This window comes from Paeniglutamicibacter sp. ZC-3, from assembly GCF_025847175.2.
GTDB classification, from domain to species: Bacteria; Actinomycetota; Actinomycetes; order Actinomycetales; family Micrococcaceae; genus Paeniglutamicibacter; species Paeniglutamicibacter sulfureus.
Genome location: NZ_JAOYTG010000008.1, coordinates 19,842 through 45,662, shown reverse-complemented (window position 1 = coordinate 45,662; position 25,821 = coordinate 19,842). Strand labels below are relative to the sequence as shown.

General features: G+C 63.6%; 26 protein-coding genes and 1 tRNA gene. 17 read left to right on the top strand and 10 right to left on the bottom strand.

Annotation, left to right across the window (positions count from 1 at the left end; translation table 11 throughout):
- Positions 1 to 86: 86 nt before the first annotated feature.
- Positions 87 to 1,502 carry an aspartate aminotransferase family protein gene (locus OIU93_RS10350; protein WP_264269993.1) on the bottom strand — a complete coding sequence of 472 codons (1,416 nt, stop codon included), beginning with the start codon at positions 1,500 to 1,502 and terminating at the stop codon, positions 87 to 89.
- Positions 1,499 to 1,936 carry an Lrp/AsnC family transcriptional regulator gene (locus OIU93_RS10345; protein WP_071213195.1) on the bottom strand — a complete coding sequence of 146 codons (438 nt, stop codon included), beginning with the start codon at positions 1,934 to 1,936 and terminating at the stop codon, positions 1,499 to 1,501. Before OIU93_RS10345 ends, OIU93_RS10350 begins: the two co-directional genes overlap by 4 nt.
- Before the next feature lie 318 nt (positions 1,937 to 2,254).
- Between OIU93_RS10345 and OIU93_RS10340 the strand changes: the two genes are divergently transcribed.
- The 8 genes from OIU93_RS10340 to rpsN all read left to right on the top strand — a co-directional run bounded on the left by OIU93_RS10340 (position 2,255) and on the right by rpsN (position 8,189).
- Positions 2,255 to 3,490, top strand: a complete 1,236-nt coding sequence (locus OIU93_RS10340) for a spermidine/putrescine ABC transporter substrate-binding protein (protein ID WP_264269992.1) — start codon at positions 2,255 to 2,257, stop codon at positions 3,488 to 3,490.
- Positions 3,491 to 3,593: 103 nt separating this feature from the next.
- Positions 3,594 to 4,748: an ABC transporter ATP-binding protein gene (locus tag OIU93_RS10335; RefSeq protein ID WP_264269991.1), complete on the top strand. Its 1,155-nt coding sequence runs from the start codon at positions 3,594 to 3,596 to the stop codon at positions 4,746 to 4,748.
- Complete coding sequence (locus OIU93_RS10330) at positions 4,745 to 5,689, top strand: ABC transporter permease (protein WP_264269990.1); 945 nt, start codon at positions 4,745 to 4,747, stop codon at positions 5,687 to 5,689. The genes OIU93_RS10335 and OIU93_RS10330 overlap by 4 nt, the downstream gene beginning before the upstream one ends.
- A gap of 11 nt (positions 5,690 to 5,700) precedes the next feature.
- Positions 5,701 to 6,498, top strand: a complete 798-nt coding sequence (locus OIU93_RS10325; RefSeq protein WP_264269989.1) for an ABC transporter permease — start codon at positions 5,701 to 5,703, stop codon at positions 6,496 to 6,498.
- Positions 6,499 to 6,588: 90 nt separating this feature from the next.
- Positions 6,589 to 7,062 carry a MarR family winged helix-turn-helix transcriptional regulator gene (locus tag OIU93_RS10320; RefSeq protein ID WP_264269988.1) on the top strand — a complete coding sequence of 158 codons (474 nt, stop codon included), beginning with the start codon at positions 6,589 to 6,591 and terminating at the stop codon, positions 7,060 to 7,062.
- Between the two features lie 415 nt (positions 7,063 to 7,477).
- Positions 7,478 to 7,714 (top strand): 50S ribosomal protein L28, encoded by a 237-nt coding sequence (rpmB, locus tag OIU93_RS10315; RefSeq protein ID WP_132359223.1) that lies wholly within the window; start codon positions 7,478 to 7,480, stop codon positions 7,712 to 7,714.
- On the top strand, positions 7,714 to 7,881 hold the full coding sequence (gene rpmG, locus OIU93_RS10310) for a 50S ribosomal protein L33 (RefSeq protein ID WP_007270730.1): 168 nt from the start codon (positions 7,714 to 7,716) through the stop codon (positions 7,879 to 7,881). Before rpmB ends, rpmG begins: the two co-directional genes overlap by 1 nt.
- Before the next feature lie 2 nt (positions 7,882 to 7,883).
- Positions 7,884 to 8,189, top strand: a complete 306-nt coding sequence (gene rpsN, locus OIU93_RS10305; protein ID WP_068733062.1) for a 30S ribosomal protein S14 — start codon at positions 7,884 to 7,886, stop codon at positions 8,187 to 8,189.
- A gap of 101 nt (positions 8,190 to 8,290) precedes the next feature.
- Here the strand turns inward: rpsN and OIU93_RS10300 are convergent, their stop codons facing one another.
- Positions 8,291 to 8,929, bottom strand: a complete 639-nt coding sequence (locus tag OIU93_RS10300; protein ID WP_264269987.1) for a DUF1992 domain-containing protein — start codon at positions 8,927 to 8,929, stop codon at positions 8,291 to 8,293.
- Positions 8,930 to 9,133: 204 nt separating this feature from the next.
- On the opposite strand from OIU93_RS10300, the gene OIU93_RS10295 reads away from it, so the two are divergent.
- The 9 genes from OIU93_RS10295 (at position 9,134) to OIU93_RS10255 (ending at position 19,325) form a co-directional block, all read left to right on the top strand.
- The gene (locus OIU93_RS10295) at positions 9,134 to 10,111 is read left to right on the top strand and encodes an SDR family NAD(P)-dependent oxidoreductase (protein ID WP_264269986.1); all 978 of its coding nucleotides are present in this window, start codon (positions 9,134 to 9,136) and stop codon (positions 10,109 to 10,111) included.
- Positions 10,112 to 10,434: 323 nt separating this feature from the next.
- Positions 10,435 to 10,719, top strand: a complete 285-nt coding sequence (locus OIU93_RS10290; RefSeq protein ID WP_071212675.1) for an HU family DNA-binding protein — start codon at positions 10,435 to 10,437, stop codon at positions 10,717 to 10,719.
- 187 nt (positions 10,720 to 10,906) lie between these two features.
- The gene (locus OIU93_RS10285) at positions 10,907 to 11,542 is read left to right on the top strand and encodes a hypothetical protein (protein WP_264269985.1); all 636 of its coding nucleotides are present in this window, start codon (positions 10,907 to 10,909) and stop codon (positions 11,540 to 11,542) included.
- A gap of 58 nt (positions 11,543 to 11,600) precedes the next feature.
- Positions 11,601 to 12,197 carry a copper resistance protein CopC gene (locus OIU93_RS10280; RefSeq protein ID WP_264269984.1) on the top strand — a complete coding sequence of 199 codons (597 nt, stop codon included), beginning with the start codon at positions 11,601 to 11,603 and terminating at the stop codon, positions 12,195 to 12,197.
- A 132-nt stretch (positions 12,198 to 12,329) separates the two neighbouring features.
- Entirely contained in the window at positions 12,330 to 14,459 is a 2,130-nt protein-coding gene (locus OIU93_RS10275; RefSeq protein ID WP_264269983.1) for a bifunctional copper resistance protein CopD/cytochrome c oxidase assembly protein, read from the top strand.
- Positions 14,449 to 15,228 carry a hypothetical protein gene (locus OIU93_RS10270; RefSeq protein WP_264269982.1) on the top strand — a complete coding sequence of 260 codons (780 nt, stop codon included), beginning with the start codon at positions 14,449 to 14,451 and terminating at the stop codon, positions 15,226 to 15,228. Before OIU93_RS10275 ends, OIU93_RS10270 begins: the two co-directional genes overlap by 11 nt.
- A 146-nt stretch (positions 15,229 to 15,374) precedes the next feature.
- Positions 15,375 to 17,330: an NHL domain-containing thioredoxin family protein gene (locus OIU93_RS10265; protein WP_264269981.1), complete on the top strand. Its 1,956-nt coding sequence runs from the start codon at positions 15,375 to 15,377 to the stop codon at positions 17,328 to 17,330.
- Between the two features lie 229 nt (positions 17,331 to 17,559).
- Positions 17,560 to 18,048 carry a MarR family winged helix-turn-helix transcriptional regulator gene (locus OIU93_RS10260; protein ID WP_264269980.1) on the top strand — a complete coding sequence of 163 codons (489 nt, stop codon included), beginning with the start codon at positions 17,560 to 17,562 and terminating at the stop codon, positions 18,046 to 18,048.
- 5 nt (positions 18,049 to 18,053) lie between these two features.
- Entirely contained in the window at positions 18,054 to 19,325 is a 1,272-nt protein-coding gene (locus tag OIU93_RS10255; RefSeq protein WP_264270103.1) for an MFS transporter, read from the top strand.
- A gap of 32 nt (positions 19,326 to 19,357) precedes the next feature.
- Here the strand turns inward: OIU93_RS10255 and OIU93_RS10250 are convergent, their stop codons facing one another.
- From OIU93_RS10250 to OIU93_RS10220, 7 genes are all read right to left on the bottom strand, one after another.
- Entirely contained in the window at positions 19,358 to 20,353 is a 996-nt protein-coding gene (locus OIU93_RS10250; protein WP_264269979.1) for a hypothetical protein, read from the bottom strand.
- A gap of 46 nt (positions 20,354 to 20,399) precedes the next feature.
- A complete protein-coding gene (locus OIU93_RS10245; protein WP_372342907.1) occupies positions 20,400 to 22,109 on the bottom strand; it encodes a helicase HerA-like domain-containing protein in 1,710 nt (569 codons plus the stop codon).
- 83 nt (positions 22,110 to 22,192) lie between these two features.
- Positions 22,193 to 22,975, bottom strand: coding sequence for an amino acid ABC transporter ATP-binding protein (locus tag OIU93_RS10240; RefSeq protein ID WP_302264883.1), 783 nt, complete (start codon positions 22,973 to 22,975; stop codon positions 22,193 to 22,195).
- The gene (locus OIU93_RS10235; protein WP_264269977.1) at positions 22,962 to 23,627 is read right to left on the bottom strand and encodes an amino acid ABC transporter permease; all 666 of its coding nucleotides are present in this window, start codon (positions 23,625 to 23,627) and stop codon (positions 22,962 to 22,964) included. The genes OIU93_RS10240 and OIU93_RS10235 overlap by 14 nt, the downstream gene beginning before the upstream one ends.
- 71 nt (positions 23,628 to 23,698) lie before the next feature.
- Positions 23,699 to 24,520 carry an amino acid ABC transporter substrate-binding protein gene (locus OIU93_RS10230; RefSeq protein WP_264269976.1) on the bottom strand — a complete coding sequence of 274 codons (822 nt, stop codon included), beginning with the start codon at positions 24,518 to 24,520 and terminating at the stop codon, positions 23,699 to 23,701.
- Positions 24,521 to 24,701: 181 nt separating this feature from the next.
- Positions 24,702 to 25,628 carry an AEC family transporter gene (locus OIU93_RS10225; protein WP_264269975.1) on the bottom strand — a complete coding sequence of 309 codons (927 nt, stop codon included), beginning with the start codon at positions 25,626 to 25,628 and terminating at the stop codon, positions 24,702 to 24,704.
- A 99-nt stretch (positions 25,629 to 25,727) separates the two neighbouring features.
- Positions 25,728 to 25,798: transfer RNA gene (locus tag OIU93_RS10220), tRNA-Gly, on the bottom strand.
- Between the last annotated feature and the right edge of the window lie 23 nt (positions 25,799 to 25,821).

Genomic DNA, 25,821 nt, shown 5'->3' with positions numbered 1-25,821 from the left:
GGGGCGCGAAAGTACAGCGGAGCAGAACAGGGACGGGAGCCGATGAAACCCATCGACTCCCACCCCTGCTGATGACCGAGCACTTTCTAGAAGTGGTTCTCCGCTTCGGTGAGCACCGACCGCAGGATCGACTCCATCGCATCGAACTCCGGCGGGCCCACCGTCAGCGGCGGTGCCAACTGGATGACGGGGTCCCCGCGGTCATCGGCCCGGCAATACAAGCCGGCGTCAAAGAGTGCGGTGGACAGGAAGCCGCGCAACAGGCGCTCGGACTCATCGTCGTTGAACGTCTCCTTGGTCTTCTTGTCCTTGACCAACTCGATGCCGTAGAAGTAGCCGGCACCGCGCACGTCGCCGACGATCGGCAGGTCCTTGAGCCTCTCCAGAGTGGACTTGAAGATCGGTGCGTTGTCTTTGACCCGTTGGTTCAGGCCCTCGCGCTCGAAGATGTCCAGGTTCGCCATCGCCACGGCTGCGGACACGGGGTGCCCGCCAAAGGTGTAGCCGTGATAGAACGTGGTGTCCCCGTGCTTGAACGGCTCGAAGAGCTTCTCCGAGGCGATCATGGCACCCAGCGGAGAGTAGCCGCTGGTCATGCCCTTGGCGCAGGTGATGATGTCCGGCACGTAGCCGAAGTCGTCGCAGGCGAACATCGAACCGATGCGGCCGAAGGCACAGATGACCTCGTCAGAGACCAGCAACACGTCGTACTCGTCGCAGATTTCGCGCACCCGCTGGAAGTAGCCCGGCGGCGGCGGGAAACAGCCGCCGGAGTTCTGCACCGGTTCAAGGAAGACCGCCGCTACGGAATCCGCCCCCTCGAACTCGATCGCCTCGCGGATGCGCTCGGCGGCCCACAGCCCGAAGTCCTTCTCGTTGTCGGCGAACTGCTCCGGGGCGCGGTAGAAGTTGGTGTTCGGCACCCGGAAGGTCCCGGGCACCAGCGGCTCGAACGGTGTCTTCATGTCCGGCAACGACGTGATGGCCAGAGCACCCTGCGGGGTGCCATGGTAGGCAAGAGCGCGGGAAATGACCTTGTGCTTTCCCGGTTTTCCCTGCAGCTTGAAGTACTGCTTGGCTAACTTGAATGCCGATTCGACGGCTTCTCCGCCGCCGGTGGTGAAAAAGACGCGGTTAAGGTCGCCTGGTGCGTAGTTGGCCAGGCGCTCGGCCAGGTCGATGGCCGGTTCGTGCGCATAGGACCACAAGGGCATGAAGGCCAGTTTCTCCGCCTGCTTGGCCGCGGCCTCGGCCAGCTCGGCCCTGCCGTGGCCGGCGTTGACGACAAAGAGACCGGCCAATCCGTCGATGTAGCTCTTGCCCGCATCGTCGTAGAGCATGTGCCCCTGGCCGCGGGTGATGATCGGGACTCGGGCCCCGCCCTGCAAGGGAGAGTGGCGAGCCATGTGCATCCACAGGTGGTCCCGGGCGGCTGACTGTCGGTCGGTTCCCAGGGGCGTGGTGCTGGTGGGGGTGCTGGCGGTGGTGCTTGAAATGCTCATCGGGTACCCCAGTTATATTCCTGTTTGCGTAGCGAGAGATACATGAACGTTTCGGTTTCACGTACCCCTTCCACGGATCGAATTTCAGTGATGATACGAAGCAGGTCCTCGTCATTGGCGCAAATGACTTCGGCAATGATGTCCGAGGGACCGGCCACCACAACGCAGTAGTCGACTTCGGGCAGGGCGGCGATCCGATCCGCGGTGGCAATGATGTCGCCGGTGGACCTAATGCCCAGCAGGGCCTGGCGCTTGAAGCCAAGCTGGAGGGGGTCGGTGACCGCAACCACCTGCATGACTTTGCTATCGACGAGTTTCTGGACCCGTTGCCGCACCGCGGCCTCGCTCAGGCCAACCGCTTTGCCGATCGCTGCGTAGGAACGGCGACCGTCCTGCTGCAACTGCTCAATGATGGCCTTGGAGGTTTCATCCATGATGAAACCGTTGGATGCTCCGTTGGGTGGGGACTGGGTCACTTCCTATCGACCTCCTGATCGATCAGACGGGTGTCCGTGCTCCGCGACGTGGCCCCTGCCACATTGCTTGGGAATGAGCATAACCCGAAGGAATCAGTTGCGGAAGGGTCGTCTTACGGTTGATTTCCTTCGTGTTCGAAATGTAAGTCAACGAAAACTATTGTCAGCACAGATGATTCCTGACATGATCCATGTCAAGAGTCGAGCGTGACTGGGGTCACGATCACCCACTGCGCGTCAAGGGAAGGCGCTGCCCAGTTGAAGGGGAATCCGAGTATGTCCAAGCAGAAGCAGCGTGAGCTGCCCAGGGATCCAGCGGTACGGGCCCTGGTCCAGCAGGCGCAAAGAATCCAGCTCTCGCGACGCAAGTTGCTGGCCGGTGCCGGGGGCCTTGGCCTCGCGGCCTTCCTGGCCGCCTGCGGAACCGGAGGCACGGGAAGTAGCACCGCGAGTAGCGCCCCCGCAGTGAGCGACTTGTCCCAAAGCGACAAGAACATCTTCTGGGCCAACTGGACCCTCTACCTGGACTACGACGATGAAGCCAAGAACTATCCGACGCTGGAGGACTTCACCAAGCGCACAGGAATCAAGGTGAACTACGCCGAGGACATCGACGGAAACGATTCCTATTACGGCAAGGTCCAGGCGCAGCTCGTCGCCGGGCAGGACATCGGGCAGGACATCATGACCCTGACCGACTGGATGGCGGGCCGCGTGATTCGCCAAGGGTTCACGCAGGAGCTGAACCAGGCGAACATCCCCAATATCAAGAACCTGCTGCCGAGCTTGCAGGAAGTCGACTTCGACCCGGGGCGCAAGAACTCGTTGACCTGGCAAAGCGGCTACGCGGGCATTGCCTATAACAAGGCAAAGTACCCCAAGGGCCTTCGGACGGTCTCAGATCTGTGGAATTCTGACCTCAAGGGCCGCATCACCGTACTCGATGAAATGCGCGACACCATGGGCCTGCTGATGCTCGACAACGGAGTGGACATCGCCGGCGGCTGGGGAGACACCGAATTCGCGGCCGCCACCGACGTGCTCTCCCAACAAATCGCCAACGGACAGATCCGACAGGTCAAGGGTAACTCCTACAAGGAAGACTTCATCTCCGGGGACGCGATTGCCGGAATAGTCTGGAGTGGCGACATCACCCAGATGAACTTCGAGAACGACGACCAGTGGGAGTTCGTGCTCCCGGAGGCAGGCGGAACGCTGTGGAGCGATAACCTCATGGTTCCCGTGGCATCCCCCCGCAAGGCCAATGCCGAAAAGCTGATGGATTACTACTACGAACCGGAGATCGCGGCCCAGGTGGCTGCCTACGTGAACTTCATTTCCCCGGTCCAGGGCGCCAAGGAGGCGATGGAAAAAATCGATCCGAGCCTGATGGACAATCCGTTGATCTTCCCCTCTGAGTCCGATCTGGCCAAGGCGCACGTGTTCAGGTCCCTGAGCGCCGAGGAAGAAACCAATTTCAACGGCCAGTTCCAGACATCGATCGGCGCTTGATGCCATTCCTCGGACACCGCCGGGCCTCGCACCGGCGACCAGTCCGCGGGATGGCCGAAACCCCGGTCCACAACAAGTCCCAGCAAGTGATTGGCGTCCGATAATGACAACCACGACCACCCTGAAGGACCAAACCCAGCCCACGGCCTCGTCCGGAGCCGACCTCCACCTGGGCAATGTCACGAAGCGGTTCACGGATTTCACCGCCGTCGACGACCTGACGCTGACGGTGCCAAGCGGTACGTTCTTCGCCCTGCTGGGACCCTCGGGCTGCGGCAAGACCACCACGCTTCGGATGATCGCCGGCCTGGAACAGCCCACCAGCGGCACCATCAGCATCGGTGGCAAGGACGTCACCAAGCTCCCGTCCTTCCAACGCCAGGTGAACACGGTCTTCCAGTCCTACGCCCTTTTCCCGCACATGACCGTTCTGGACAACGTGGCCTTTGGACTCAAACGCAAGCGGGTCAAGGATTCACTCGAGCGGGCCAAGGCGGCGCTGGCCATGGTGGAGCTGGACCACATGTCCGCGCGCAAGCCCATGCAACTCTCCGGCGGGCAGCAGCAGCGAGTGGCCCTCGCCCGCGCCCTGGTCAACCGCCCCGCGGTCCTGTTGCTCGACGAACCCCTCGGTGCGCTGGACATGAAGCTGCGGCGGCAAATGCAGGTCGAACTCAAATCCATCCAGACCGAGGTCGGCCTGACGTTCATCCACGTGACCCACGACCAGGAGGAGGCCATGACCATGGCCGACACCGTAGCGGTGATGAACAAGGGCAAGATCGAGCAAATGGGTGCACCGCGGGATTTGTATGAACTGCCCAGGACCGCCTTTGTCGCCAACTTCCTGGGCAAATCCAATCTCATGCCCGGAACCGTCACCGAGGACCTCGGCGACGCCGTCGCCGTCAACGTGGCGGGCCACCGGCTGGTCATGCCCAAGGAGCGGGCCGTGTCGCATCATGGTGCCGCGGTGGTGGGCGTTCGACCGGAGAAGATGCGGGTGATGAACGTGACCGACGAATACTCGGCCAGCGCCAACATGCTCACCGGCTCCGTCCTGGACGCCTCGTTCACCGGGGTCAGCACCGAATACCTGGTGGAGGTCCAAGGCATCGGAACCATCGCCACGTTTTCCCAGAACCTGGGACAAGCCCCGGCACAGCGCGGGGACACCGTCCGCATGACCTGGGAACCGGAATTCTCCTTCGGTCTCGACGGGTCAGAGAAGACCACAACAGGGCAGGACGCGGTATGACCGCCACGGCTGCCCGTTCGCCCCGGCGCAAGAGCAGGCCTCCACAGGACCTGCGCAGCGAAGAGGAAATCCTCGCCGAAAGGCGCAAGGGCCGGATCGGCCTGTACCTGATCATTCCGGGCATGGTCGTCCTGGCCCTGTTCTTTGCGGCCCCGGTCGTGGTGCTCCTGGGAATGTCGCTCTACGCCAGGCCGCCGGGAGCCGAAATCGGCGAGTTCGTTCCGGGACTCGAAATCGGCAACTACGCCACGGTGGTCAGCGCCTATTGGGAGGTGTTCCTGCGCTCGTTCCTCTTCGCGTTCATCGCAACCGTTGCTGCCTTGGTCATCGGCTACCCCATGGCGTATCTCGTGGCGGTTCGGCTGAGGGGGCGGCAGCTGTTGCAGGGGATCCTGTTGGTGCTTTTGATCGCACCCTTCTTCTCCAGCTTCATTCTGCGCACCCAGGCGTGGAAGCAGATTCTCTCCGACGAAGGACCGGTGGTGACGGTGCTGCGGGCCATCGCGATCCTGCCGGCGGACGGCCACCTCACCGCCACCGCTTTCGCCGTCGTGTGCGGTCTGACCTACAACTTCCTGCCGTTCATGATGTTGCCGATCTACGCGAACCTGGACCGGCTGGACACCAACCTCCTGGAGGCCTCGGGAGACCTGTACGCCAGTCCGCTGACCACCTTCTTCAAGGTGACCTTGCCCCTGTCGATGCCCGGCGTCTTTGCCGGTACCCTGCTGACCTTTATCCCGGCGGCCGGCGATTACGTCAATGCCGCACTGCTGGGGAACAACCGCGACACGGCCATGATCGGGCAGATCATCGATTCGCGCTTTTTCAAGGTTGTCGACTACCCCGGGGCCTCGGCGCTGAGCTTCATCCTGATGATCCTGATCCTTGCATTGGTCATGATCTACATCAGGCGCTTCGGTACCAAGGAACTGTTCTAGGAAGGCTTGGCATGAGACAAAAATTTGGGCGCTGGTTCATTCCGGTCGCCGGGGGCCTTGCCTTCATCTATCTGCTGGTACCAATTGCCTACATCTTCGTTTTCTCGTTCAACGATGCCGGGCGAACCAATCTTGAGTGGCGTGGATTCACGCTCGACAACTGGAAGAACCCCTGCGGTGCGCCCAACGTGTGCGAGTCGCTGGTGAACTCACTGCAGATCGGCGTGGTTGCCACCATCTTCGCCACGGTTCTCGGAACCTGCGTTGCACTGGGGCTGGTGCGCTACAAGTTCAAGTTCCGCAATACCGCGGACTTGCTGATCATCCTGCCCCTGGCAACACCGGAGGTGGTGCTCGGCGCCTCCCTCCTGGCCCAGTTTCTGAACCTTGGATGGGAACTCGGATTCAGCACCATCGTGATTTCCCACATCATCTTCTGCATGTCGTTCGTGGTGGTTACGGTTAGGGCGCGAGTGTCGTCGCTGGACCCGCGCCTGGAAGAAGCAGCCTCCGACCTCTACGCCAGTCCGTTCGCCACTTTCTGGAAGGTGACCTTCCCGCTATTGGTTCCCGGCATCGTGGCCGCGGCATTGCTGTCGTTTGCGATGAGCTTCGACGACTTCATCATCACGAACTTCAACTCCGGGAACTTCTCGACCTTCCCGAAGTTCATCTACGTCTCTGCCACCCGGGGCATCCCGGCCCAGGCGAACGTGATCGGATCGGCGATGTTCATCCTTGCGCTGGTGGTCGTGGTGACCTCCCAGGTCATTGCCTACCGCCGCCGCAAGGCGCTTGCCGCGCGCTGACGGTGCAAGGAGGGCGATTTATGCCACTAACCACTTGTGACAAGGGCGAAAAAGGGGAATGCGGGCGGGGCCTATGGAAGGATAGTGCCCATGACTGAACCGAAGTGGCTGACGCCCGTGGAACGAGAAGCCTGGTTGGCACTGGTGTCGGTTACGACGTTGTTGCCGGCGGCTCTCGACAGCGAATTGCAGGTCCAGGCAAAGATCACCCTGTTTGACTACACGGTGCTGGCCATGTTGTCGGAGGCACCCGATCACATCCTCCCCATGAGCGAGCTTGCATCGCGCACCAGTTCCTCGCTGTCGCGCCTCTCGCATGTGGTCAAGAAGCTTGAGGGGCGCGGGTGGGTCATGCGCAGCAGGTCCGCCGAGGACGCCCGGGTCACCATTGCCAAGCTCACGGGCGAAGGTTGGGGCACTGTCGTTTCCCTGGCCCCCGAACACGTCGATTCGGTGCAAAAGCTGATTTTTCAGGGACTTGACGACCGCGATGTCGCTGAATTGGCGCGAATCGGCCGGAAGCTCGTCGGCCGGCTGAACCCCGAACACTGGATCCTTCGGTAGGGAGCGTCCGGGCCATTCTGCCCCGCAGTGGCCCACTCAGCCGCGGTAGTGAGGTAGATCGCATGCAGGGAAGCTTAAAAGGCCTGTTGTCGATTTGGCTGCCGATGTGTTAATCGCCTAGAATGATTAGGCGTTAAGTCGTGCATGCCCAATCGGGTTTGTGCGGTTACCCGTAAAACCGAATATCGCGGTTATGTGAGTAGGGAAAAATACTCACCGACCGCGAGGTTCACCGTCTTTCACGCTAATCAAGGCGCTTCGGTTGGTTCTCACCCAGCCTGGTTACCTTCAAAGTGTGCAGTAATAACGGTGTCACAACTGGTGGCGGGACTCTTATACGCAGATTCAGAGGCAGCAGTTTCCGCTGTATCTGTCAACGAGTACCGCCAATATTTACTACAACTGAGGAGTGATCATGGCAGCAGTATGCCAGGTGACTGGTGCAGTTCCGAACTTCGGACACAGCATCTCCCACTCGCACCGCCGCAACAAGCGTCGGTTCGACCCGAATATCCAGAAGAAGCGCTACTGGGTTCCGTCCCTGCGCCGTAACGTCACGCTGACCCTGTCGGCAAAGGGCATCAAGCTCATTGACGTTCGCGGTATCGACGCCGTTGTAACCGGACTCATTGCAAAGGGTGTGAAGATCTAGTGGCTAAGGATAAGGACGTACGTCCCATCATCAAGCTCAAGTCGACCGCCGGCACCGGTTTCACTTACGTGACCCGTAAGAACCGTCGTAACAACCCAGACCGCATGGTTCTGAAGAAGTACGACCCGGTAGTCCGCAAGCACGTCGAATTCCGAGAGGAGCGCTAAAGATGGCCAAGAAGTCCATGATTGCTAAGAACGAGCAGCGCAAGGTCATCGTAGAGCGTTACGCCGAAAAGCGTGCAACCTTGAAGAAGACCCTCGTTGACCCGAACGCAACCGATGAGGCACGCGAAGAGGCCCGCTTGGGCCTGCAGAAGCTGCCCCGCAACGCATCGCCGATCCGCGTTCGCAACCGCGACGCCATCGACGGCCGTCCCCGCGGTACCCTCCAGAAGTTCGGTATCTCCCGTGTTCGCTTCCGCGACATGGCACACCGTGGCGAGCTTCCGGGCATCACCAAGTCTTCCTGGTAAATTCCAGAAGCAGTCAATGGCTCCAACCGATTCGGTTGGGGCCATTGGCCATTTAACCGGCCAGCGACTTTATTGCTGGCTGACTCCGGGCGACGTCGGGATTAGTGCGTTTTGCGCGTAGTCAGCCATCGACCGAGCCAGAAGGCACGCGGGCGCACCTCCGGCGTCTCATCAGTCCCTGCATCGGCGTTTCGCCGTGATTTCCAGGCTGCGATTTCGGCGTCGACGTCCCGTAGGGGAGTGATTACCGGAGGACCGCCCAATAGTTGGCGGCGTGCCTCGATGACACGGGCGTTGAAGTCCTCCAGCAGCTCGCGCACGGCGGTCTGGCCGGCCAGCTGGTCGAGCGTCGACTCAAGCTCTTCGTCTTCCTTTCGCAGCATCAAGGCAGGGGGACCGAGGCCGCTGATGTGCTCTCGCTCAATAAGTCCCTTGACCCACCAATCGGGGTCCGTTGAGGTGCCCAGGCCGGGTATGGGTTTGCCGGCGTATGCAAGGTTGTCGAATTCGCCCCGTGCAAAAGCTGCATCGAGGGCGCTGTTGGCGACCTCCCAAACATCGTCGTCGGCGTGGAACTGCGGGATGGTCGATGTCGAGTCCTCAGTGTCGCCAAATGTTTTCCCGGTCCGCCGGGCGTATTCATCGGCGGGTATGTGTTCTTCGGCGTTTTCACGTTCCGATCGGTAACGGGCCGAACGCAGCGAGGCCTCGCTGTTTTCCTCAAGATTGCGTCGGGACATGTGTAGTGCCAGCCTTCCAGAACGGTTCGTTGCCAAGACTATCGAGGCCAAGACAACGGGGCAACGAAGAACCATGGTGAGATTTGCAGGACCTGTGGTCGGGGCTTTCGGGCTGTTGCCCCCCCTGCGCCGAGGAGAGGGTGGGCGGCATCAACCACGCCGCAACGCCGGCCGAATGGAAGGCAGGCTGTAGCTTTGGAAATCATGAGCAAGAATCAAACCACAGATACGAACCCGAATCGGGCCGCACCACTGATGGACACCGAGGCACAGGCCGGCGATGCATCGGGGATGCGGATTCTGGTTACCGGGGCGAATGCCGGAATCGGCTTTTGGAGCAGCCTCCAGCTCGCCCAGCGCGGCGCCGAGGTCATCATGGCGTGCCGCAACACCGGCAAGGCCGAAATCGCTGCCAAGGCCATCCGAGCCCGGGTGCCCGAAGCAAATCTTCGCACCGTCGAGCTCGATGTATCCAGCCTCGATTCCGTGGCCAACACGGCCAAGATGCTCAACGGTCTCTCACATCTGGATGTCCTGATTGCCAACGCCGGCATGGTCCACACTCCGCGCACGCGCCGGAGCAGCGTGGATGGACTGGAACTGGTGGCAGCGACAAACTACTTCGGCCACTTTGCCTTGGTCGCCGGACTTCTGCCTGCATTGGAACGGGCAGGCGCCGCCCGCGTGGTGACACTTGGATCGCTGTCGACACGGCTGGTTCGCCCGTACCTTGACGATCCGCAGTTGCTGGAAAACTATTCGCCGTGGCGTGCCTACGCGCAATCCAAGATCATGGTCCAGTCCTTTGCCTTCGAGCTCGACCGACGACTCCAGCTGGCGTCGAGCAGCATCCGTGCACTGTGCGCGCATCCCGGCTATTCGATTTCCGGGCGCACCCCCGCTGTTGCCGGGATCAATGAGCCAGGCATTCTGAAGCGAACCGGCGATACGCTCCAGGCGCCCTTCACCCAGGGCAAGGACCGCGGCGCCTGGCCCATCGTTCGGGCGTCCCTGGACCCCAAGGCTTTCGAGCTGCCGGGACCAGTGTTTTACGGTCCGCGGGGTTGGGTCAAGGGTGGCCCAACAGTGGCCAGGCCCGCATCCATCACCACGAACCGGGACGCGGCGAAAGCCATCTGGTTCGCGGCCGAATCCGCCACCGGAAATTCCCTGCTCGGCTAGGGCCTGGTATCGCCCATGATTCGATCCCGGCGGGGCAAACCACACCGGAAATTGGTCGGCTAAAGGACAGTAAACGGTCGCTGGGGGTGACAGACCTGCTTGAACCCCTCTCGGTGCCCAAGCGTGCTGTTCGTCTCTCTTTTAGGGAAAAATCTACCGCTGACAGCGAAAAACCTGCCAAAGTTCAAAAATTTCCCGGGAATTCGGCCCAAATCGGGCGTTTCGCGCAGGAAGATTTGGTAAGTTCTCACACAGAAGTCCCCGCGAACGCGAGGCGACCCGCGCCGATAACGGGCGGGAAGAGAAGTCCAGGAGGACATACTTTGGCTATGAACCGTAGTGAACTTGTTGCAGCTGTCGCCGAGAAGACCGGCAACTCCCAGGTAGCCGTCAACGGTGTTTTGGATGCAGTGTTCGACGTATTCGTTTCCCAGATTTCCAAGGGCGAGAAGGTCTCGATCCCGGGATGGCTCGCAGTCGAGCGCACCGACCGTGCAGCACGCACCGGCCGCAACCCGCAGACCGGCGAAGCCATCCAGATTCCGGCCGGCCACTCGGTCAAGCTGACCGCTGGCTCGAAGCTGAAGGCTGCCGTCACCGGCAAGTAGTCTGCGCCCCGCGCAACAGCTTTCAAACCGCCTCCAGCCTCGGTCCACCGACCGGGTGCCAGGGGGCGGTTTGGCGTTAACGGGAGCCCTCGGCGAAATCCGGGTTCTACGTACAGTAGAAACCCGTAGAATGTCTGCTGGAACTTGTAGGCAAGACCTCGAAATTCCCTAGCGGAGGAATCACGGCATGAAGATTCAAGGCCTGCGCATACTGCGTGGCTGGATTGGTGCACTTCTATGCACCTGCCTTGCAGCTGCCTCCCACACCTTGGTCGACGGTGCCCTGCCGCCGCTGCCGATTCTCGGACTCTTGCTCTGCATCAGCGCGGCCATCTGCACGGCGTTGTCCTCGAGCGGGATCTCGTTGTTGCGCACCGTCCTGGCCGTGGCATTGAGCCAGGGTGCCTACCATGGGGCTTTCGCCCTTTTCGGGCACCGACACCAGCCCTCCGGATTGCTCCATGAGTCCACCGGCCTCGCCGGACATGCGGCACACGAAATGGATCTGGTCGTCGGTCCGTCATTGGCAGGCGCAGGCACTGGTGATGCCTCCCATCCCTGGTTGATGCCCGTCGCCCACCTGGTCGCTGCACTGCTGACCATTGCCGCCCTGCGCCGGGGCGAAATGGCGGTTCGTGCATTTGCCGAGGCAGTGTCCCTACGCGTGCCGCGACGGATCCTCTTCATTGGCGGCCTGCCGTCCGCAAGCGGCAAACAGCCGTTGCTCGGCGTCGCCTACCAGTCCCCGGTCCTCAGGGACGTGTTGCGGCCTGCCTTGCATCGCCGAGGTCCTCCCGGTGGTCCCGCTTTCGCCTTCTCGTAGAAGCCCCAGACCACAAGCGCGGCGCATAGCTGCCGCGAAGGACAGGACCACAAGACCCATGACCGATGCAATCCAAACCCCACGAACGGCTACCCGAATTGGCGTCATCTTTGCCGCAGTGCTGCTGTGCCTGATGACCTTCATTGGGGTCTCAAGTGCCCAGGCGCACGACGAACTGATCTCTTCGACTCCTGCCTCCGGCGACGTGCTGAAGAGCGCACCAACATCACTCGTGCTTACCTTCAGCGGTGACATCAAGAAGATCGGCACGATTCTCGAACTGAAAGCGGCGGACGGTCAAAAGGTCGGGACGACATTCAACGTCGACCGCCGAGACGTCACGGTGACTCCGGAGGCCCCGCTGACCAACGGCAGCTACACGCTGGTGGCCCGCGTGGTGTCCTCCGACGGCCACCCGATCGCCAAGGACATTGACTTCGAGATCAACGACCCCGCGGAGGTCGCCAGCTCCGCACCCGAGGGCGCGAACGCCAGCCCGCCTGCGGCAGCACCCGCACCTGTCGAGGCCACAGAGGATTCCGATGACAGCCAGCCCCTGGCCGGCATGCCCGCCGGCCTCATCTGGACCATCCTCGCACTTGCCGGCATCGGCATGATCGTCCTGGTGCTGCTCAAGGTCCGCCGGCAAAAGTAGCCGGCGTGTGCGGTACCGGAGCCGCATGCGCCGGGCAGCGGCCGGAGGGCCAGGGGTGGCACAGGCCACCCTGGTCCCTCGGCTTCTGCCAATCGGTGGGAGAATGAAGCGGCAGGACGCTGAAAGGACATTGTGAACAAGTCACGGAACACGCAGGCCACGGCCTCCCGGGCGCAGGCGGCGACCCCCACGGGGCCGCTTTGGCCCCTGTTGACCCTTCCGGCGCTGCTGGTCGGCGTGCTGGTGCTCGTCGCCGCCAGCTACTTTGCCGGCACCGCAACGGCCAGCGAGCTGGGGGACCCCGGTCCGTTGGTTCGGTGGGCCCTCCCTGCGGCCAAGGCGTTGCACCACTCCTCGATGGCCATCACCGTCGCCGCCCTGGTCTTTGCCGCAACCATCCTGCCGCGTTCCACCAAGCCCAAACGCCCTGCACCGGGTGAACAGGACACCGATGGCGGCGAAGTCCACCCGGCCTTTGCCCGCGCCATGAACCTGGCCGCCGCCGCCGGATTGCTCTGGACGGTTTCCGCGGCGGCGGTGCTGGTCTTCACCTTCTGGGACCTCGTGGGCAAGCCCATGAGCACCGACCCGAGCTACACATCCGCGATGCTCGACTACGTCCTGAATATTTCCGTGGGCCGGGCATGGGCCTGGATGATCGTGATTGCCGCGATCACCTCGTCGCTGGCCTTTGGCGTGAGGTCCCCGTCATGGGTCGGTGCCACCGCCGTCTTCTCCCTGGCCGGAGTCCTCCCGATGTCGCTGATCGGACACGCCGCGGGCGGCGACGACCACTGGGGCGCGGTCAACTCGATCATGCTGCACCTGGTAGGCGTGTGCCTCTGGTTCGGCGGCATCGTCGTGCTGGCCGCTCTGGCACCGCTGCTGGCCTCCAAGGCCCCGGGGCGCCATTCGGGCACCCGGCCCATCCTGGCCGGCACCGTGCTGCAGCGTTTCTCGGCATTGGCCACCATCTCCATCGTCCTGGTCGCCGGTTCCGGAGTCGTCAATGCCTCGATCCGCATCTCCGGCTGGGACCAGTGGATGACCCCCTACGGCTTGATCGTGATCGCCAAGGCCGGGGCCACCCTTGCCCTGGGGGCGCTGGGCCTTGCCCACCGCAGCCGGGTGATCCCGGCGCTTCGGTCCGGGAAGCTGGAGGCCACGCGCGCCGCATGGCTGGTGGTGGCTGCCGAAACCATTGTCATGGCCGCCGTCATGGCACTGGCCACCGTGCTGGCCCGCACCGCACCCCCAACCCCGGAAACCGCGCCGGAACTGCCGACCCCCGCCCGGCTGCTGACCGGATACGAACTTCCCCCCGAGCTCACCAGCGCCAGCTGGCTGCAGGTCTGGCGCTTCGATTGGCTCTGGATCGCCATTGTGATTTTCCTGGCCGTCGCCTACCTGTGGGCCGTGGTGACGGTGCGCCGCCGGGGCGACAAGTGGTCCCTCCTGCTCACGATCTCCTGGCTGGTGGGTCTGGCCTGCCTGTTCTACTTCACCTCCGGCGCCCTGGCCGTGTACGGCACAATCCTTTTCTCCGTGCACATGGTCGACCACATGGCCTTGACCATGGTCGCGCCCTTGTTCATGGTGATCGGCTCGCCCGTCACCCTGGCACTGAAGGCCCTGTCCTCGCGCTCCGACGGCACCCGCGGACCGCGCGAATGGATCCTGGTGCTGGTCCACTCGAAGTTCTCGGCGTTGGTCACCAACCCGATCTTCGCCGCCGCCAACTTCGCCGGATCCATCATCATCTTCTACGGCACCGACATCTTCGGCTTCGCCCTGCGCAACCACGTGGGCCACGAATTGATGAACGTGCACTTCCTGATCACCGGCTACCTCTTCGCCCTGTCCATGATCGGCACCGACCCGGTGCCGCGTCGCGCGCCCTACCCGCTGCGCCTGGTGATCCTGCTGGCTACCATGAGCTTCCACGCCTTCTACGGGGTCTCCATCATGAGCTCCACCTCGCTGATGCAGGCCGACTGGTTCGGCAACATGGGACGCACCTGGGGCGAGGACGCGCTGGAGGACCAACGGCTGGGCGCCGGGGCCATGTGGGGGATCGGGGAGATCCCCACACTGCTACTGGCCCTGGGTGTCATGGTGTCCTGGAACCGGGACGATTCCAAGGAATCCAAGCGCAAGGACCGGCAGGCCGACCGGGACAACGAAGCGGAACTGAACGCCTACAACGACATGTTTGCCCAATTGAAAAAGCGAGACGAGGAGATTGCGCGCCGTGGCCGCTAGGACCAAGACGGGTGCGCTGCGCGCCCTTGCCCTGAGCATGTCAATGGGCCTGTTGCTGGCCGGATGTGCCGGATCCCCGCAGGCCGTTGAACTGCCCGAGGGCCACGCACCGCTGAGCACCGCGCCTTCGGCGCCTTCCTCCGCGGCACCTTCCAGCGCGGCGGCGGAGCTGGACGTCTCCGAGCTGTCGGTGGCCTCGGGAATCTCCATGGCCGCACGATTGGGCTTCGACCAGGCCCGGGTGATCTCCGGAACGGAACTCGCCGGGCTGAAGAAGTCACCGGAGGAGAACCGGGGTTCGGTTGCCGTGCTGCCCACGCAGTGCGGGGACGTCATCGAGTCGCTGAACTGGTCGCCGCTGCAAATGGGCGGCGAGGGGGCGCGCACCGACTTCCTGACCGAAAAGATCGCCGCCACCGGTTCCGTCGAGGTCGCCGAGATCACCGACAAGGCGGCCCTGGAGGCGCACTACGCCACCGTGCTGGCCATGCTGACGGAGTGCAAGTCGGTGACCATGCACCAGGAAACCGAGACCGTTCCCTTCAAGACCTCCAAGCCGCAGCTCAAGGCCGGCGCGGCGGACTCGGCCATCGCCTGGACGCGCGGCACGCCGGGCCAGGGAATGCGACAGCAGGCCCTGGTGTTGATCAAGTCCAAGGGGGACCACGTGGCAATGGTGTCCTTTATCGCCGCCGACGGCCTCGAGGCGCCCGAGTTCAGCCAGATGGCTGCCGAGATCCTCAACGCCGCACTCGCCCAGGCGGGCTAGCCGCCCGCGCTTCCCGTCCAGGAGGCACCTGGCGACGGTCCCTGACCCGGGTTCGTCGCATCAGGTCATGATGTCCCGCTCCCGGCAGCAAACCGGGATAATTGAATCCAGCACAGTGTCAGCCGACAAGCCGAGGAGTACCCCACATGACAGCGTCCACAAACACCGGAACCGAATCCGTGCGCACCTCCTACAAGGTCCGCGCCTCCGAACTGGTCGGCCGCAATTGGCTGAACACCGGCGGGAAGCAGCTGTCCCTTGAGGACTTCCGCGGCAAGATCACGATCCTGGACTTCTGGACGTTCTGCTGCATCAACTGCCTGCACGTGCTGGACGAGTTGCGCCCGCTGGAGGCCAAGTACTCCGATGTCCTGGTGACCGTGGGCGTGCACTCCCCGAAGTTCGAATACGAGGCCGACCCGGTGGCGCTGGCAGCTGCAGTGGAACGCTACGAAATCCAGCACCCGGTGCTCGATGACCCGGAACTGGTCACCTGGCAGGCGTATGCCGCCCGTGCCTGGCCGACACTGGTGGTCGTTGACCCCGAGGGCTACATCGTCGCCCACCTCTCGGGCGAGGGCCACGCGTCCGGACTGGAATCCCTGGTTGAGGAGCTCATCGCCGAGCACGACGCCAAGGGCACGCTGCACCGCGGCACCGGCCCCTACGTGGCGCCCCCGGCCCGCGAGGGCGACCTGCGCTTCCCCGGCAAGGCGGTTGCCCTGGAAAACGGGAACTTCCTCGTCGGCGACTCCGGCCACCACCGCATCGTGGAACTGGGCAACGACCTGTCCACCGTTGTGCGCACCTTCGGCTCCGGGACCAAGGGCTTTGCCGACGGCGACGCTGACACGGCACAGTTCAACGAACCCCAGGGGCTGGCTCTGCTCCCGGCCGATCGCGCCGCGGCACTGGGCTACCACGCGGTCATCGCCGACACCGTCAACCACCGCCTGCGCGGGCTGAACCTTGACACCGGCGTCGTCACCACGCTGGCAGGCAACGGCATCCAGCGCCTGCTCGACGCCGAACAGGCGCGCTCGGAAGTCGGCGAGGACAACGAAGAGGCCTGGCTCAGCGACCTGGGCAACGATCCGCTGAACACCTCGCTGTCCTCCCCGTGGGACGTGCTGTGGAGCCCCAAGACCGACTCCGTCATCATCGCGATGGCCGGAACCCACCAGATCTTCGCCTTCAACCCCCAGACCTCGGCCCTGTCGGTCTTCGCCGGCACCGGGCTGGAGGGCCTGACCGACGGCACGGCCTCGGAGAGCTGGTTCGCCCAGTCCTCTGGCCTGGCCTTGGACAAGGCGGAAAACATCTGGGTGGCCGACTCGGAGACCTCCGCACTGCGCCGCCTGGTGTTGGCCGAGGACGGCTCGGTGGCCAACGTCGAGACCGCCATCGGCGCGGGGCTCTTTGACTTCGGGTTCCGCGACGGAGCCGCGGACGCTGCGCGGTTGCAGCACCCGCTGGGTGTCGCGGCGCTGCCCGACGGCTCGATCGCCATCGCCGACACCTACAACGGCGCGGTGCGCCGCTACGACCCCTCAACCGCCACCGTCAGCACCCTGGCCCGCGGACTCAACGAGCCCGCGGACGTGCAGCTCGACACCTCGGTGGACGGTGAACCGGTGCTGCTGGTCGTGGAGACCAACAGCCACCAGCTGGTTCGCCTGCCGCTGCCTGCCGAGGCCCTTCTCGTAGACGAGGGTGCCAGCCAGACCCAGCGTCCCAAGACCAAGGTCACCGCGGGGGAGCACGCGCTGACCGTGCGCTTCTCCGCACCCAAGGGCCAGAAGCTCGATGACCGCTGGGGCGATCCCACGCAGCTGAAGATCTCTTCCTCCCCGGAGGAGCTGCTGCTGTCCGGCGGCGGCACCTCGACCGGGCTGACCCGGACCCTGGAATTGAACCCCGAGGTCCTCGAGGGCGTCCTGCACATCACCGCCCGCGCGGCCGCCTGCGACGGCGAGCCCGGTGGCGAGATCCCGATGCACGCCGCCTGCCACCTGTACCAGCAGGACTGGGGCATCCCGGTGATCCTGGATGCCGAGGGCGAAAGCGAACTGGTCCTGGACCTGCGCGGCCTGGACACCTAGCCGGCTGCCCCACGACCACTGCACGAGGCTCGTTCCCTTTCCGGGGGACGGGCCTCGTGCCGTCTGGAGATGGCGGCGAAAGTGGGGCATCTCACCCGCCCCGAAACGCCTTCGGTGAGGCGCGTCATGGCGGGGAGAATTCGGCCCGAGTATCGTTAGCAATGCTAAAGAAACTAACGAGGTCGAAACCAAAGACGCCGGGGTCGCCCGGCGCATTGAAGGAGGGTCCGTGGCTCGCCCGGATCAAGTGAACGCAACCAACAACGCCCCGAAACCCGCACCAACAACCCCCGCCGATGCCGGCGGCACCGGCGACCTGGCCGCCGAACTGCGGGTGGCCGTGATGAAGACATCCCGCCGCCTGCGTCTGGAATCCAGTTCCGAGACGCTCACCGCCGCCCAGTATTCGGTGCTCGCGGGCCTGGGAAACGAGCAGCACACCATCGGCGAGCTGGCCGCCCGCGAACAGGTCGCCGCACCGTCCATGACGCGCATCGTGAAGTCCCTGCTGGAGGCGGGGCTGGTCACCCGCACGGCCAGCGAACAAGACGGGCGCCAGGTGCTGGTTGAGCCCACCACCGAGGGGAAGGTCGCTCTCCAGGCGGCCCGCCGCCAGCGCACCGCCTGGCTGGCGCGTCGCGTGGAAACACTCGGTGCCGAGGACCGGGCGACACTGAAACGGGCAGCCGCCCTGCTGCAGGAAATGAGCGCCAAGTGAGTCGGATGTTCAGCGCCCTGAAAAACCCGAACTACCGCCTCTGGACCGCCGGTGCCCTGGTCTCGAACATCGGCACCTGGATGCAACGTGTGGCCCAGGACTGGCTGGTGCTCACCATCCTGACCGACCACGACGGTACCGCCGTCGGCATCACCACCGGCCTGCAATTCCTCCCCATCCTCCTCCTTGGCCCGTTTGCCGGGGTACTCGCGGACCGCATGGACAAGCGCAAGCTGCTGTTGGTCACCCAATCGGCCATGGGCTTCTTTGCCGTGCTGCTGGGCACGCTGGTGCTTACGGGGGCGGCCGAGCTCTGGCATGTCTACCTGCTGGCCCTCGGCCTGGGCGTGGCAAGCGCCTTCGACGCCCCTGCCCGCCAGGCCTTAGTCTCCGAACTGGTTCCGACAAGCGACCTGCCCAACGCCGTGGCGTTGAACAGTGCCTCGTTCAACCTGGCCCGGTTGGCCGGCCCCGGCGTCGCCGGGATGCTGATCGCCGTCTTCGGGACCGGACCGGCATTCCTCATCAACGCCGCCAGCTTCGGTGCGGTGATCTTCTCCCTGGCCAAGATGCGCAAGGAGCGCTTCCAGCCCACCACCCTGGTGGCCCGCCGGAAGGGCCAGATCCGGGAGGGCGTGGCCTATGTGCGCCAGCGCCCCGACCTGTTGCTGATCTTTGGCCTGGCCTTTGTCGTGGCCACCTTCGGCCTGAACTTCCAGCTGACCAACGCCATGATGGCCACCGACGTCTTCCACGTCGGTGCCGGGGAATTCGGCTTGCTGGGAACCATCATGGCCATCGGCACACTCGCCGGGGCCCTGCTGGCAGCCCGGAGGGGAAGGCCGCGCATGCGCTACCTGCTGGGTGGCGCCGTTGGCTTTGGCGCCACGGCACTGATCGCCAGCTTCATGCCGAGTTTCCTCTGGTACGCGCTGATGATGGTGCCGGTGGGCCTGGCCTCGCTGACATTCCTGAACAGCGCCAACACCATGATCCAGCTCTCCGTGGATCCGGCCTACCGGGGGCGCGTCCTGGCGCTCTACATGATGGTGGTCCAGGGGGGAACGCCCCTGGGCGCCCCGTTGGTGGGCTGGTTGGGCACGGAATTCGGCGCCCGCTGGTCGGTCGGCAGCGGCGCCGTGCTGTCCCTGGTTGCCGGGCTCATTGCCGTTGCCCTGGTGGTGCGCAGGTCGCGGGCGACCCCTGGCAAGCCAGCCGGGGCCCCGGCCCGGCACAGGGCCAGGGCCCGCGCCCTGGTCCCCGCGCTCGGACGGTAGTCCACTGGGGGCCGGACCGGGCGACGCGGCCGTTACTCGCTGGAGACGGGCGTGACGCTGACCTTGGTGGTGTTGGCCCTGAGTGACGCGGTGAATCCGAAGTCGTTGTCGATGGTCTGTTCGGTGTACCTGCCGGTGCGCAGGTCCTGCTCGGTGAGTTCCAGGCGGACCTTGACCGTCAGCGGGCGCAGGGCCCAGCCGCCGTCAAAGGAAACGATCTCGGCGGGCGGGTAGCTCAGGATGCTCCAGTGGATGGAGTCCGACTGCACCCGCGCCGTGGTGGAGTAGCTCATGGGGCAGCCCGCAGGCATGAGTACCTGCTGCTCGGCGCAGCCATCGAGGTATGCATTGATTTGCTTGTTGACCTCGTCCTGCAACTTCTTGGTGGGTTGGGTCCGCAACTTCACGGCAGTGTCCTTCTTCGCGAAGTCGGTGACGGCAAGGCCGCGTGAGTCAGCCGCGAAATTGGGCGTCGCAAAACTGGTGTCAATGACCGCCGGCACAAAGACCGGAACCGTGGCCCGGCCCTTGACCAGCGGTGCAGGACGCGAGTTCACGACGACTTCATTGGTGGTGTTTGCCGAGATCGCCACGGTGGGAAGAGTCGTGGGAATGAATTCCCACTCATCGAAGAACATCCAACGGTTGCCGGCGTTCCGCAACTGGTAGGAGGTCTGCTGCTCGACCCCATGGACCGAGTAGCTTGCCACCACCTTGACGGTGTCTTCGGCCCCGGGGATCTCCTCGGGCTCGCCGACGGTGAAATCCTTGATGTCGGCACTGGCCGCCTTCAGGCCCTCCCCGTCGAGAAGCAGGGCATTGCCCGGTGGCACCTTGGCATTCAGCAGCCCCAATGCCCGGGCGCCTTCGCCGTTGACGAGGTGGGAGTGGAGTGTCTTGACCATTTGGGCGGGCCCAAACACCCTCTGGTTCACCAGGGCGATGACGGAAACTGCAACTACGGCCAGCACCACAAGGGCCGCCGCCCAGATGGCAGCGACCCTTGTGGGTGATAAACGTTCGCTCATTGAATCCAAGGCTACCGGGAAAATCGCGCCGTTTGCGCAACCCTTCCTAGCGGCGACGCCTCCGCTTGGTGCCGAACATGCCGCGGAGCATCTCCCGGCCAAAAATGTTCGCCGCCTGTAAAGCCATGTCAAGCAGCGGATTGTCCGGATTCTGCGCCGGGGCGGGGGCCTTGGTCTTCCGCTTGGGGGAGCCCGTGGTGGCCACCGGCGGTTCGGGCATGGTGTAGTCCGAGGCGCCCGGCTGCGGAGCCGAATTCGGGAGGGAGGACGGGCGTCCCAGGATGGATTCCTCGATGTTCCGTGCCGCCGCATCGATGTCCGCCTGGCTCTGGCCGGGGCCGGGGACCCTGGCGGCGACCGACCCTCCGGTGGGCACCGGTGCGGCCGTGGCCTCGGTGCTGGTTCCGTTGATCTTCTCGTAGGCGGATTCACGGTCCACGCTGGTGCCGTAAACCTGCATCAGGGCCGAGGAAGCGATGATTCCGGATACCGTGTCCGGGGAGGAGGGGCCCATGGTTGATTCAGGGCTCCACATGCGAGTCCAGGCCACCGGGGTGGGTGCGCCCTTCTCGTTCATGACGGTAACCACCGCTTCACCGGTGCCCGCCTGCGTCAGCGCCTCGTCCAGGTCGTAGTCGCTGGTGGGGAACGTGGAGACGGTTGCCTTCAGCGCCTTGGCATCATCAGGGGTAAAGGCACGCAGCGCGTGCTGGATCCGGTTGGCCAGCTGTCCCAGCACGTCGCCGGGAACGTCCTTGGGAGTCTGGGTCACGAAGAACACGCCGACGCCCTTGGAACGGATCAACCGGACGGTGGCCGTGATCGAGGTCAGGAAGGCCTTGGATGCCCCGTTGAAGAGCAAGTGTGCCTCGTCGAGGAAGAACACCAGCTTGGGCTTCTCCGGGTCTCCGGCCTCCGGCAGTTCGGCAAAGAGGTCCGCCAGCAGCCAGATCATGAAGGTGGAAAAGAGCAGCGGCTTTTGCATCAGGGTCGGCAGCTCCAGGATGCTGATGACCCCGCGGCCGTCGGGAGCCTGTCGCAGGAGCTCTGCGGTGTCGAACTCCGGTTCGCCGAAGAAGGACTCCATGCCCTGGGCCTGCAGGGTGACAAGCTCGCGCAGGATGACGCCGGCGGTCGCCTTGGACACGCCACCGAGGCCCTCAAGTTCGTCCTTGCCCTCGTCGCTGGTCAGGTGCTGGATGACCGCGCGCAGGTCCTTCAGGTCGTGGAGTTCCAGGTCCTTGGTGTCGGCGTAGTGGAAGATCAGCTGCAGACAGGATTCCTGGGTCTCGTTCAACTCCATGATCCGCGATAGCAACAGGGGGCCAAATGAGGAGATCGTGGCGCGGATCGGGGTTCCCTGCCCGTCGCCGCCCAAGGCGTAGTACTCGACGGGAAAGGACTTGGCCTGCCACTTCATGCCGACCGACGCGGTGCGTTCCGTGAGTTTTTCCGTGGCCGTGCCCGGTGTGGAGAGGCCGGTGAGATCCCCCTTGATGTCTGCAAGGAACACCGGAACGCCGTGGGCGGAAAGCTGTTCGGCCATCAATTGCAGGGTAATGGTCTTGCCGGTTCCGGTGGCTCCCGCCACCAATCCGTGCCGGTTCATCATCCGCAGCGGCAAACGGACCTGCGCAACGGGGAAGACCTGCCCATCGACCAGTGCCGCCCCCAGATTCACCGCCAAACCGTCAAAGGCATAACCTGCGCTGATGGATTCCACATGCTGGGCTGTTGTCATCTTGGCCATGTCCATAGCCTACGGTCTGGATCGTGTCCGTAGTGGTGGGCGCGCCAATTCTTTTTAGTCCCGAACCCCGCGTCGGAAGCTCCATGCCCTTAGAACGGGTTGAGCAGGCGGTGCACGAATTGCTGGGTCCGCTCGTTTTGCGGTGCCCGCAAGACGACATCCGGGTGGCCGCGCTCGATCACCACTCCCTGGTCCATGAATACGACTTCGTCTGCGACCTCCCGGGCAAAGGCCAACTCATGGGTCACCAGGACCATGGTCCAGCCTTCGTCGGCCAATTCCTTGATCACCTTCAACACATCACCCACCAGCTCCGGATCCAGCGCGGAGGTCGGCTCGTCAAAGAGCAACAGCGAAGGCTTGAGCGCGAGCGCCCGGACAATGCCCACCCGCTGCTGCTGCCCGCCGGAAAGCTGGTGCGGGTACTGGTCGCGCTTCTGGCCTAGTCCGACCCTGGCCAGCAGTGCTTCGGCGTCGGCGACGGCCTCGGAACGCTTGCGGCGCTGGACCTGGATCGGCCCTTCGATCACATTTTCCAGCACTGTCATGTGCGGGAAGAGATTGTAGTTCTGGAAGACCATGGCGCTGCGGGTGCGCAAGACCTGGGCTTGCTTTTGCGTTGTCTTCGGCGCAAAGACCACGGCGGGACCGTCGCTGAAGGCGACCTCCCCGCCGTCGGGGATCTCCAGGCCGTTCAGGCAGCGCAACACCGTCGTCTTGCCCGAGCCGGAGGGGCCGATCAAGGCGAGCACCTGGCCCTTGCCGATCTGCAGGTCAATGGACTTCAGGACTTGGTGGTCGCCAAAGCTCTTCTGCAGGCCGGTCACCTTCAGCAGAGCGGGCGCGTTCGTGGCGGGATCAGTGTGCGACATAGCGGTCAAGCCTTCTTTCCAATCTGGTCTGGCCGGCGGAGAGCACCAGGCAGAACACCCAGTACACGAACGCTGCCTCGATATAGACCAGCAAGAATTGCTGGCTGAAGGCGGCTATTTCCTGGGCGTTGCGGAACAACTCCGTCACCAGGATCAGCGATGCCAGGGACGAGTCCTTGACCAGGGAGATGAAGGTATTCGACAACGGCGGCACCGACACCCTTGCTGCCTGCGGCAGGATCACCCGGCGCAGTGTCGTGGTGCGCGACATACCGATGGTGTAGCCGGCCTCCCACTGGCCCTTGGCCACCGAGAGGATGGCCGCGCGGATTACCTCGGCAGCGTAGCCGCCCACGTTCATCGAGAAGGCGATGATGGCGCTGGGCCATGGGTCCAGCGTGACCCCGATCGAGGGCAACCCGTAGAAAATGACGAAGAGCTGCACCAACAACGGGGTTCCGCGGATCACCGAAATGTACGCCTTGGCAATGAACGTGACAGCTGGATTCCGGCTCAACCGCATCAGTGCCATGAGCAAGGCGATCGCCAGGCCGATGGCAAAGCTGGCCAGCGAGAGGGGAATGGTCCCGCGTAGCCCACCCACCACTATGGGCCAAAATGAATCGCTGACTAATTGCCAATCAATATCCATGGCAGGACTCCTTCGCATTCGCAAGGTGAAACCGCGGGCCACTGGGGTGCGGCCCGCGACACTGCCGGAAATTACTTGGTGACGTCTGCTCCGAAGTACTTCTCGGAAATCTTCGAGAGCGTTCCGTCGGCCGAGAGTTCATCCAAGGCCTTGTCGACTGCCTCGACCAGGTCGCCGCTACCCTTGCGGAAGGCCATGGCACTGAGCGACTTTTCGGCTGTTTCGGCGGCGATCTTGATGCCGTCGTCCTGCTTGGTGGTCTGTGAATCCAGATAGGTCAGCTTGTCATTGACAGTGGCGTCCACACGGCCCTGCTTCAGCAGCGTGATGGCCTGAGCCCACCCTTCCACGGCTTGGACGTTCGCCCCGGCATCCTTGGTCAGCTGGTACCAGTTGCTGGTCAGCGACTGTGCGGTGGACTTGCCTTTCAGGTCCTCGAAAGACGTAATATCTGTGTTCCCCGCCTGGGTCACGACAACACCGGTGCTCACGGTATATGGCTTGGAGAACTCGTACGTCGCCTCGCGCGCGGGAGTGATGGAAATCTGGTTGGCAATGACGTCAAAGCGTCCGGCCTCGAGACCGGCGAAGATCCCGTCAAACTGGGTTTCCTCGAACTGTGGCTCCACACCCAGCTTCTGGGCTACGGCCGTCACGATTTCCACATCGAATCCGGTCAGCGGACCGGTTCCGCCCTCATGGAAGGAAAACGGCTTGTAGGTCCCTTCCGTTCCGACCTTCAGGACGCCTGCATCCTGGACCTGTTGGAGGGTCAAACCGGTCGCGGTTCCGCTGGCGGCCGGTGATCCGGATGGCTCGGAGGAGCCGCTGCAGCCGGTGACCGTCAAGGCGAGCAATGCGGTGGTCATTAGCGCGATAATTTGACGCTTCATGGAAACGGTCCTTTCGATGACAATTGTTCACTCGCCGAAGGGGGAGCGGCGCCCCGGGATAGGGATCCGCACTCGTGGCAGGATGAACCTTGCTCTGACGCTAACACGGAGGTGGGGCTCGCATAAGCCCCTATATTGCCGCACGCGTCGAGGCAAGGTCTGACCCGGCCGTTCGGTGAAGTCAGGTCAACAGCAGGGGAACAAGCATCATCGCCGGCACGGCGACGATGGTGGTGAGCAGGACGGTGTCCTTGGCCAGCACGACGCCGCGCTCGTAGCGAGAGGCAGTCACGAAGATATTTTGGGCTGTGGGCAAGGCGGCCATGATCACCGCAACAAACACCGCGTGGCTGTCCAGCCTAAAGAGCCACACGGCAAGCACCCAGGCGACAACGGGCTGGAAGAACAATTTCATGCCGGTGGCCAACAGCGTATCGGCTCGACGCCCGCCGGAAGCCTCGAGCGGCTTGGAGCCTACCAAGGAAATGCCGAAGGCTATGAGCATGGCCGGGATGGAAGCACCGGCAATCAGCTCTATCGGGTCGGCGAGCGGCTGGGGAAGTTCCACGTCGAAGAGCGCGCACACCAATCCGGCCAGGGAGCCGACAATCATCGGGTTCCTCAATGTCTGGACCAACATGGAAAACACGGTGGTCCGGTGCCTGGACGTGCTGGCGTCCAGGATGGCTAGGCATACCGGGGAGAACAGGGCCAGCTGCCACAGGATAACCGGTGCCGCATGGGCCATGTCGCCCAGGACGTAGAGGGCAATCGGAAGGCCGAGATTTGCCGAGTTCACTGTTGAGGCGCTCATCGCGCCGATGGTCGACTCGGTCAGGTCGCGCCGCAGCCACCACCGGGTCACCAGCACGAAGACGATGGCGGTGGCCAGGGAGGAAATCGCAGCAACGCCCAGGAAGGGGCCGAGCACCGAAGCGGGGTCCGAATCGGCGAGCGTGGTGAACAACAAAGCTGGGCTGGCCACGAAGAAGGTGAGCCGGTTCAGCACATAGCGCGCGTTTTCGCCCAGGACACCCGTGCGTCCGACGAAGTACCCCACGGCAATGACGGTCCAGACCACGGCAAAACCAGAGAGCACGCCGTTCATAAGCCTTTGGATTCCCTCTTTCCGCTGTTCCTTCACCGCACCGGGGGTGCGCTTAACGCATTGGGACCCGGCCGCCGGCCGGGTCCCAATGTCATAGCGAGCGGGCGACGGGAATCGAACCCGCGTGTCCAGCTTGGGAAGCTGGCGCTCTACCATTGAGCTACGCCCGCAAAGCTCCGGGAAGCCTAATGGC

Excerpts from the sequence above, each read along its gene's own strand:
- OIU93_RS10265 (WP_264269981.1), top strand. The coding sequence starts at position 15,375 with ATGACAGCGTCCACAAACACCGGAACCGAATCCGTGCGCACCTCCTAC.
- OIU93_RS10225 (WP_264269975.1), bottom strand. The coding sequence starts at position 25,628 with ATGAACGGCGTGCTCTCTGGTTTTGCCGTGGTCTGGACCGTCATTGCC.
- OIU93_RS10340 (WP_264269992.1), top strand. The coding sequence starts at position 2,255 with ATGTCCAAGCAGAAGCAGCGTGAGCTGCCCAGGGATCCAGCGGTACGG.
- OIU93_RS10250 (WP_264269979.1), bottom strand. The coding sequence starts at position 20,353 with ATGAGCGAACGTTTATCACCCACAAGGGTCGCTGCCATCTGGGCGGCG.
- OIU93_RS10320 (WP_264269988.1), top strand. The coding sequence starts at position 6,589 with ATGACTGAACCGAAGTGGCTGACGCCCGTGGAACGAGAAGCCTGGTTG.
- rpsN (WP_068733062.1), top strand. The coding sequence starts at position 7,884 with ATGGCCAAGAAGTCCATGATTGCTAAGAACGAGCAGCGCAAGGTCATC.
- OIU93_RS10245 (WP_372342907.1), bottom strand. The coding sequence starts at position 22,109 with ATGGACATGGCCAAGATGACAACAGCCCAGCATGTGGAATCCATCAGC.
- OIU93_RS10280 (WP_264269984.1), top strand. The coding sequence starts at position 11,601 with ATGACCGATGCAATCCAAACCCCACGAACGGCTACCCGAATTGGCGTC.
- OIU93_RS10345 (WP_071213195.1), bottom strand. The coding sequence starts at position 1,936 with ATGGATGAAACCTCCAAGGCCATCATTGAGCAGTTGCAGCAGGACGGT.
- OIU93_RS10240 (WP_302264883.1), bottom strand. The coding sequence starts at position 22,975 with ATGTCGCACACTGATCCCGCCACGAACGCGCCCGCTCTGCTGAAGGTG.
- rpmB (WP_132359223.1), top strand. The coding sequence starts at position 7,478 with ATGGCAGCAGTATGCCAGGTGACTGGTGCAGTTCCGAACTTCGGACAC.
- OIU93_RS10325 (WP_264269989.1), top strand. The coding sequence starts at position 5,701 with ATGAGACAAAAATTTGGGCGCTGGTTCATTCCGGTCGCCGGGGGCCTT.
- OIU93_RS10300 (WP_264269987.1), bottom strand. The coding sequence starts at position 8,929 with ATGTCCCGACGCAATCTTGAGGAAAACAGCGAGGCCTCGCTGCGTTCG.
- OIU93_RS10350 (WP_264269993.1), bottom strand. The coding sequence starts at position 1,502 with ATGAGCATTTCAAGCACCACCGCCAGCACCCCCACCAGCACCACGCCC.
- OIU93_RS10295 (WP_264269986.1), top strand. The coding sequence starts at position 9,134 with ATGAGCAAGAATCAAACCACAGATACGAACCCGAATCGGGCCGCACCA.
- OIU93_RS10255 (WP_264270103.1), top strand. The coding sequence starts at position 18,054 with ATGTTCAGCGCCCTGAAAAACCCGAACTACCGCCTCTGGACCGCCGGT.
- OIU93_RS10335 (WP_264269991.1), top strand. The coding sequence starts at position 3,594 with ATGACAACCACGACCACCCTGAAGGACCAAACCCAGCCCACGGCCTCG.
- OIU93_RS10235 (WP_264269977.1), bottom strand. The coding sequence starts at position 23,627 with ATGGATATTGATTGGCAATTAGTCAGCGATTCATTTTGGCCCATAGTG.
- OIU93_RS10330 (WP_264269990.1), top strand. The coding sequence starts at position 4,745 with ATGACCGCCACGGCTGCCCGTTCGCCCCGGCGCAAGAGCAGGCCTCCA.
- OIU93_RS10285 (WP_264269985.1), top strand. The coding sequence starts at position 10,907 with ATGAAGATTCAAGGCCTGCGCATACTGCGTGGCTGGATTGGTGCACTT.
- OIU93_RS10230 (WP_264269976.1), bottom strand. The coding sequence starts at position 24,520 with ATGAAGCGTCAAATTATCGCGCTAATGACCACCGCATTGCTCGCCTTG.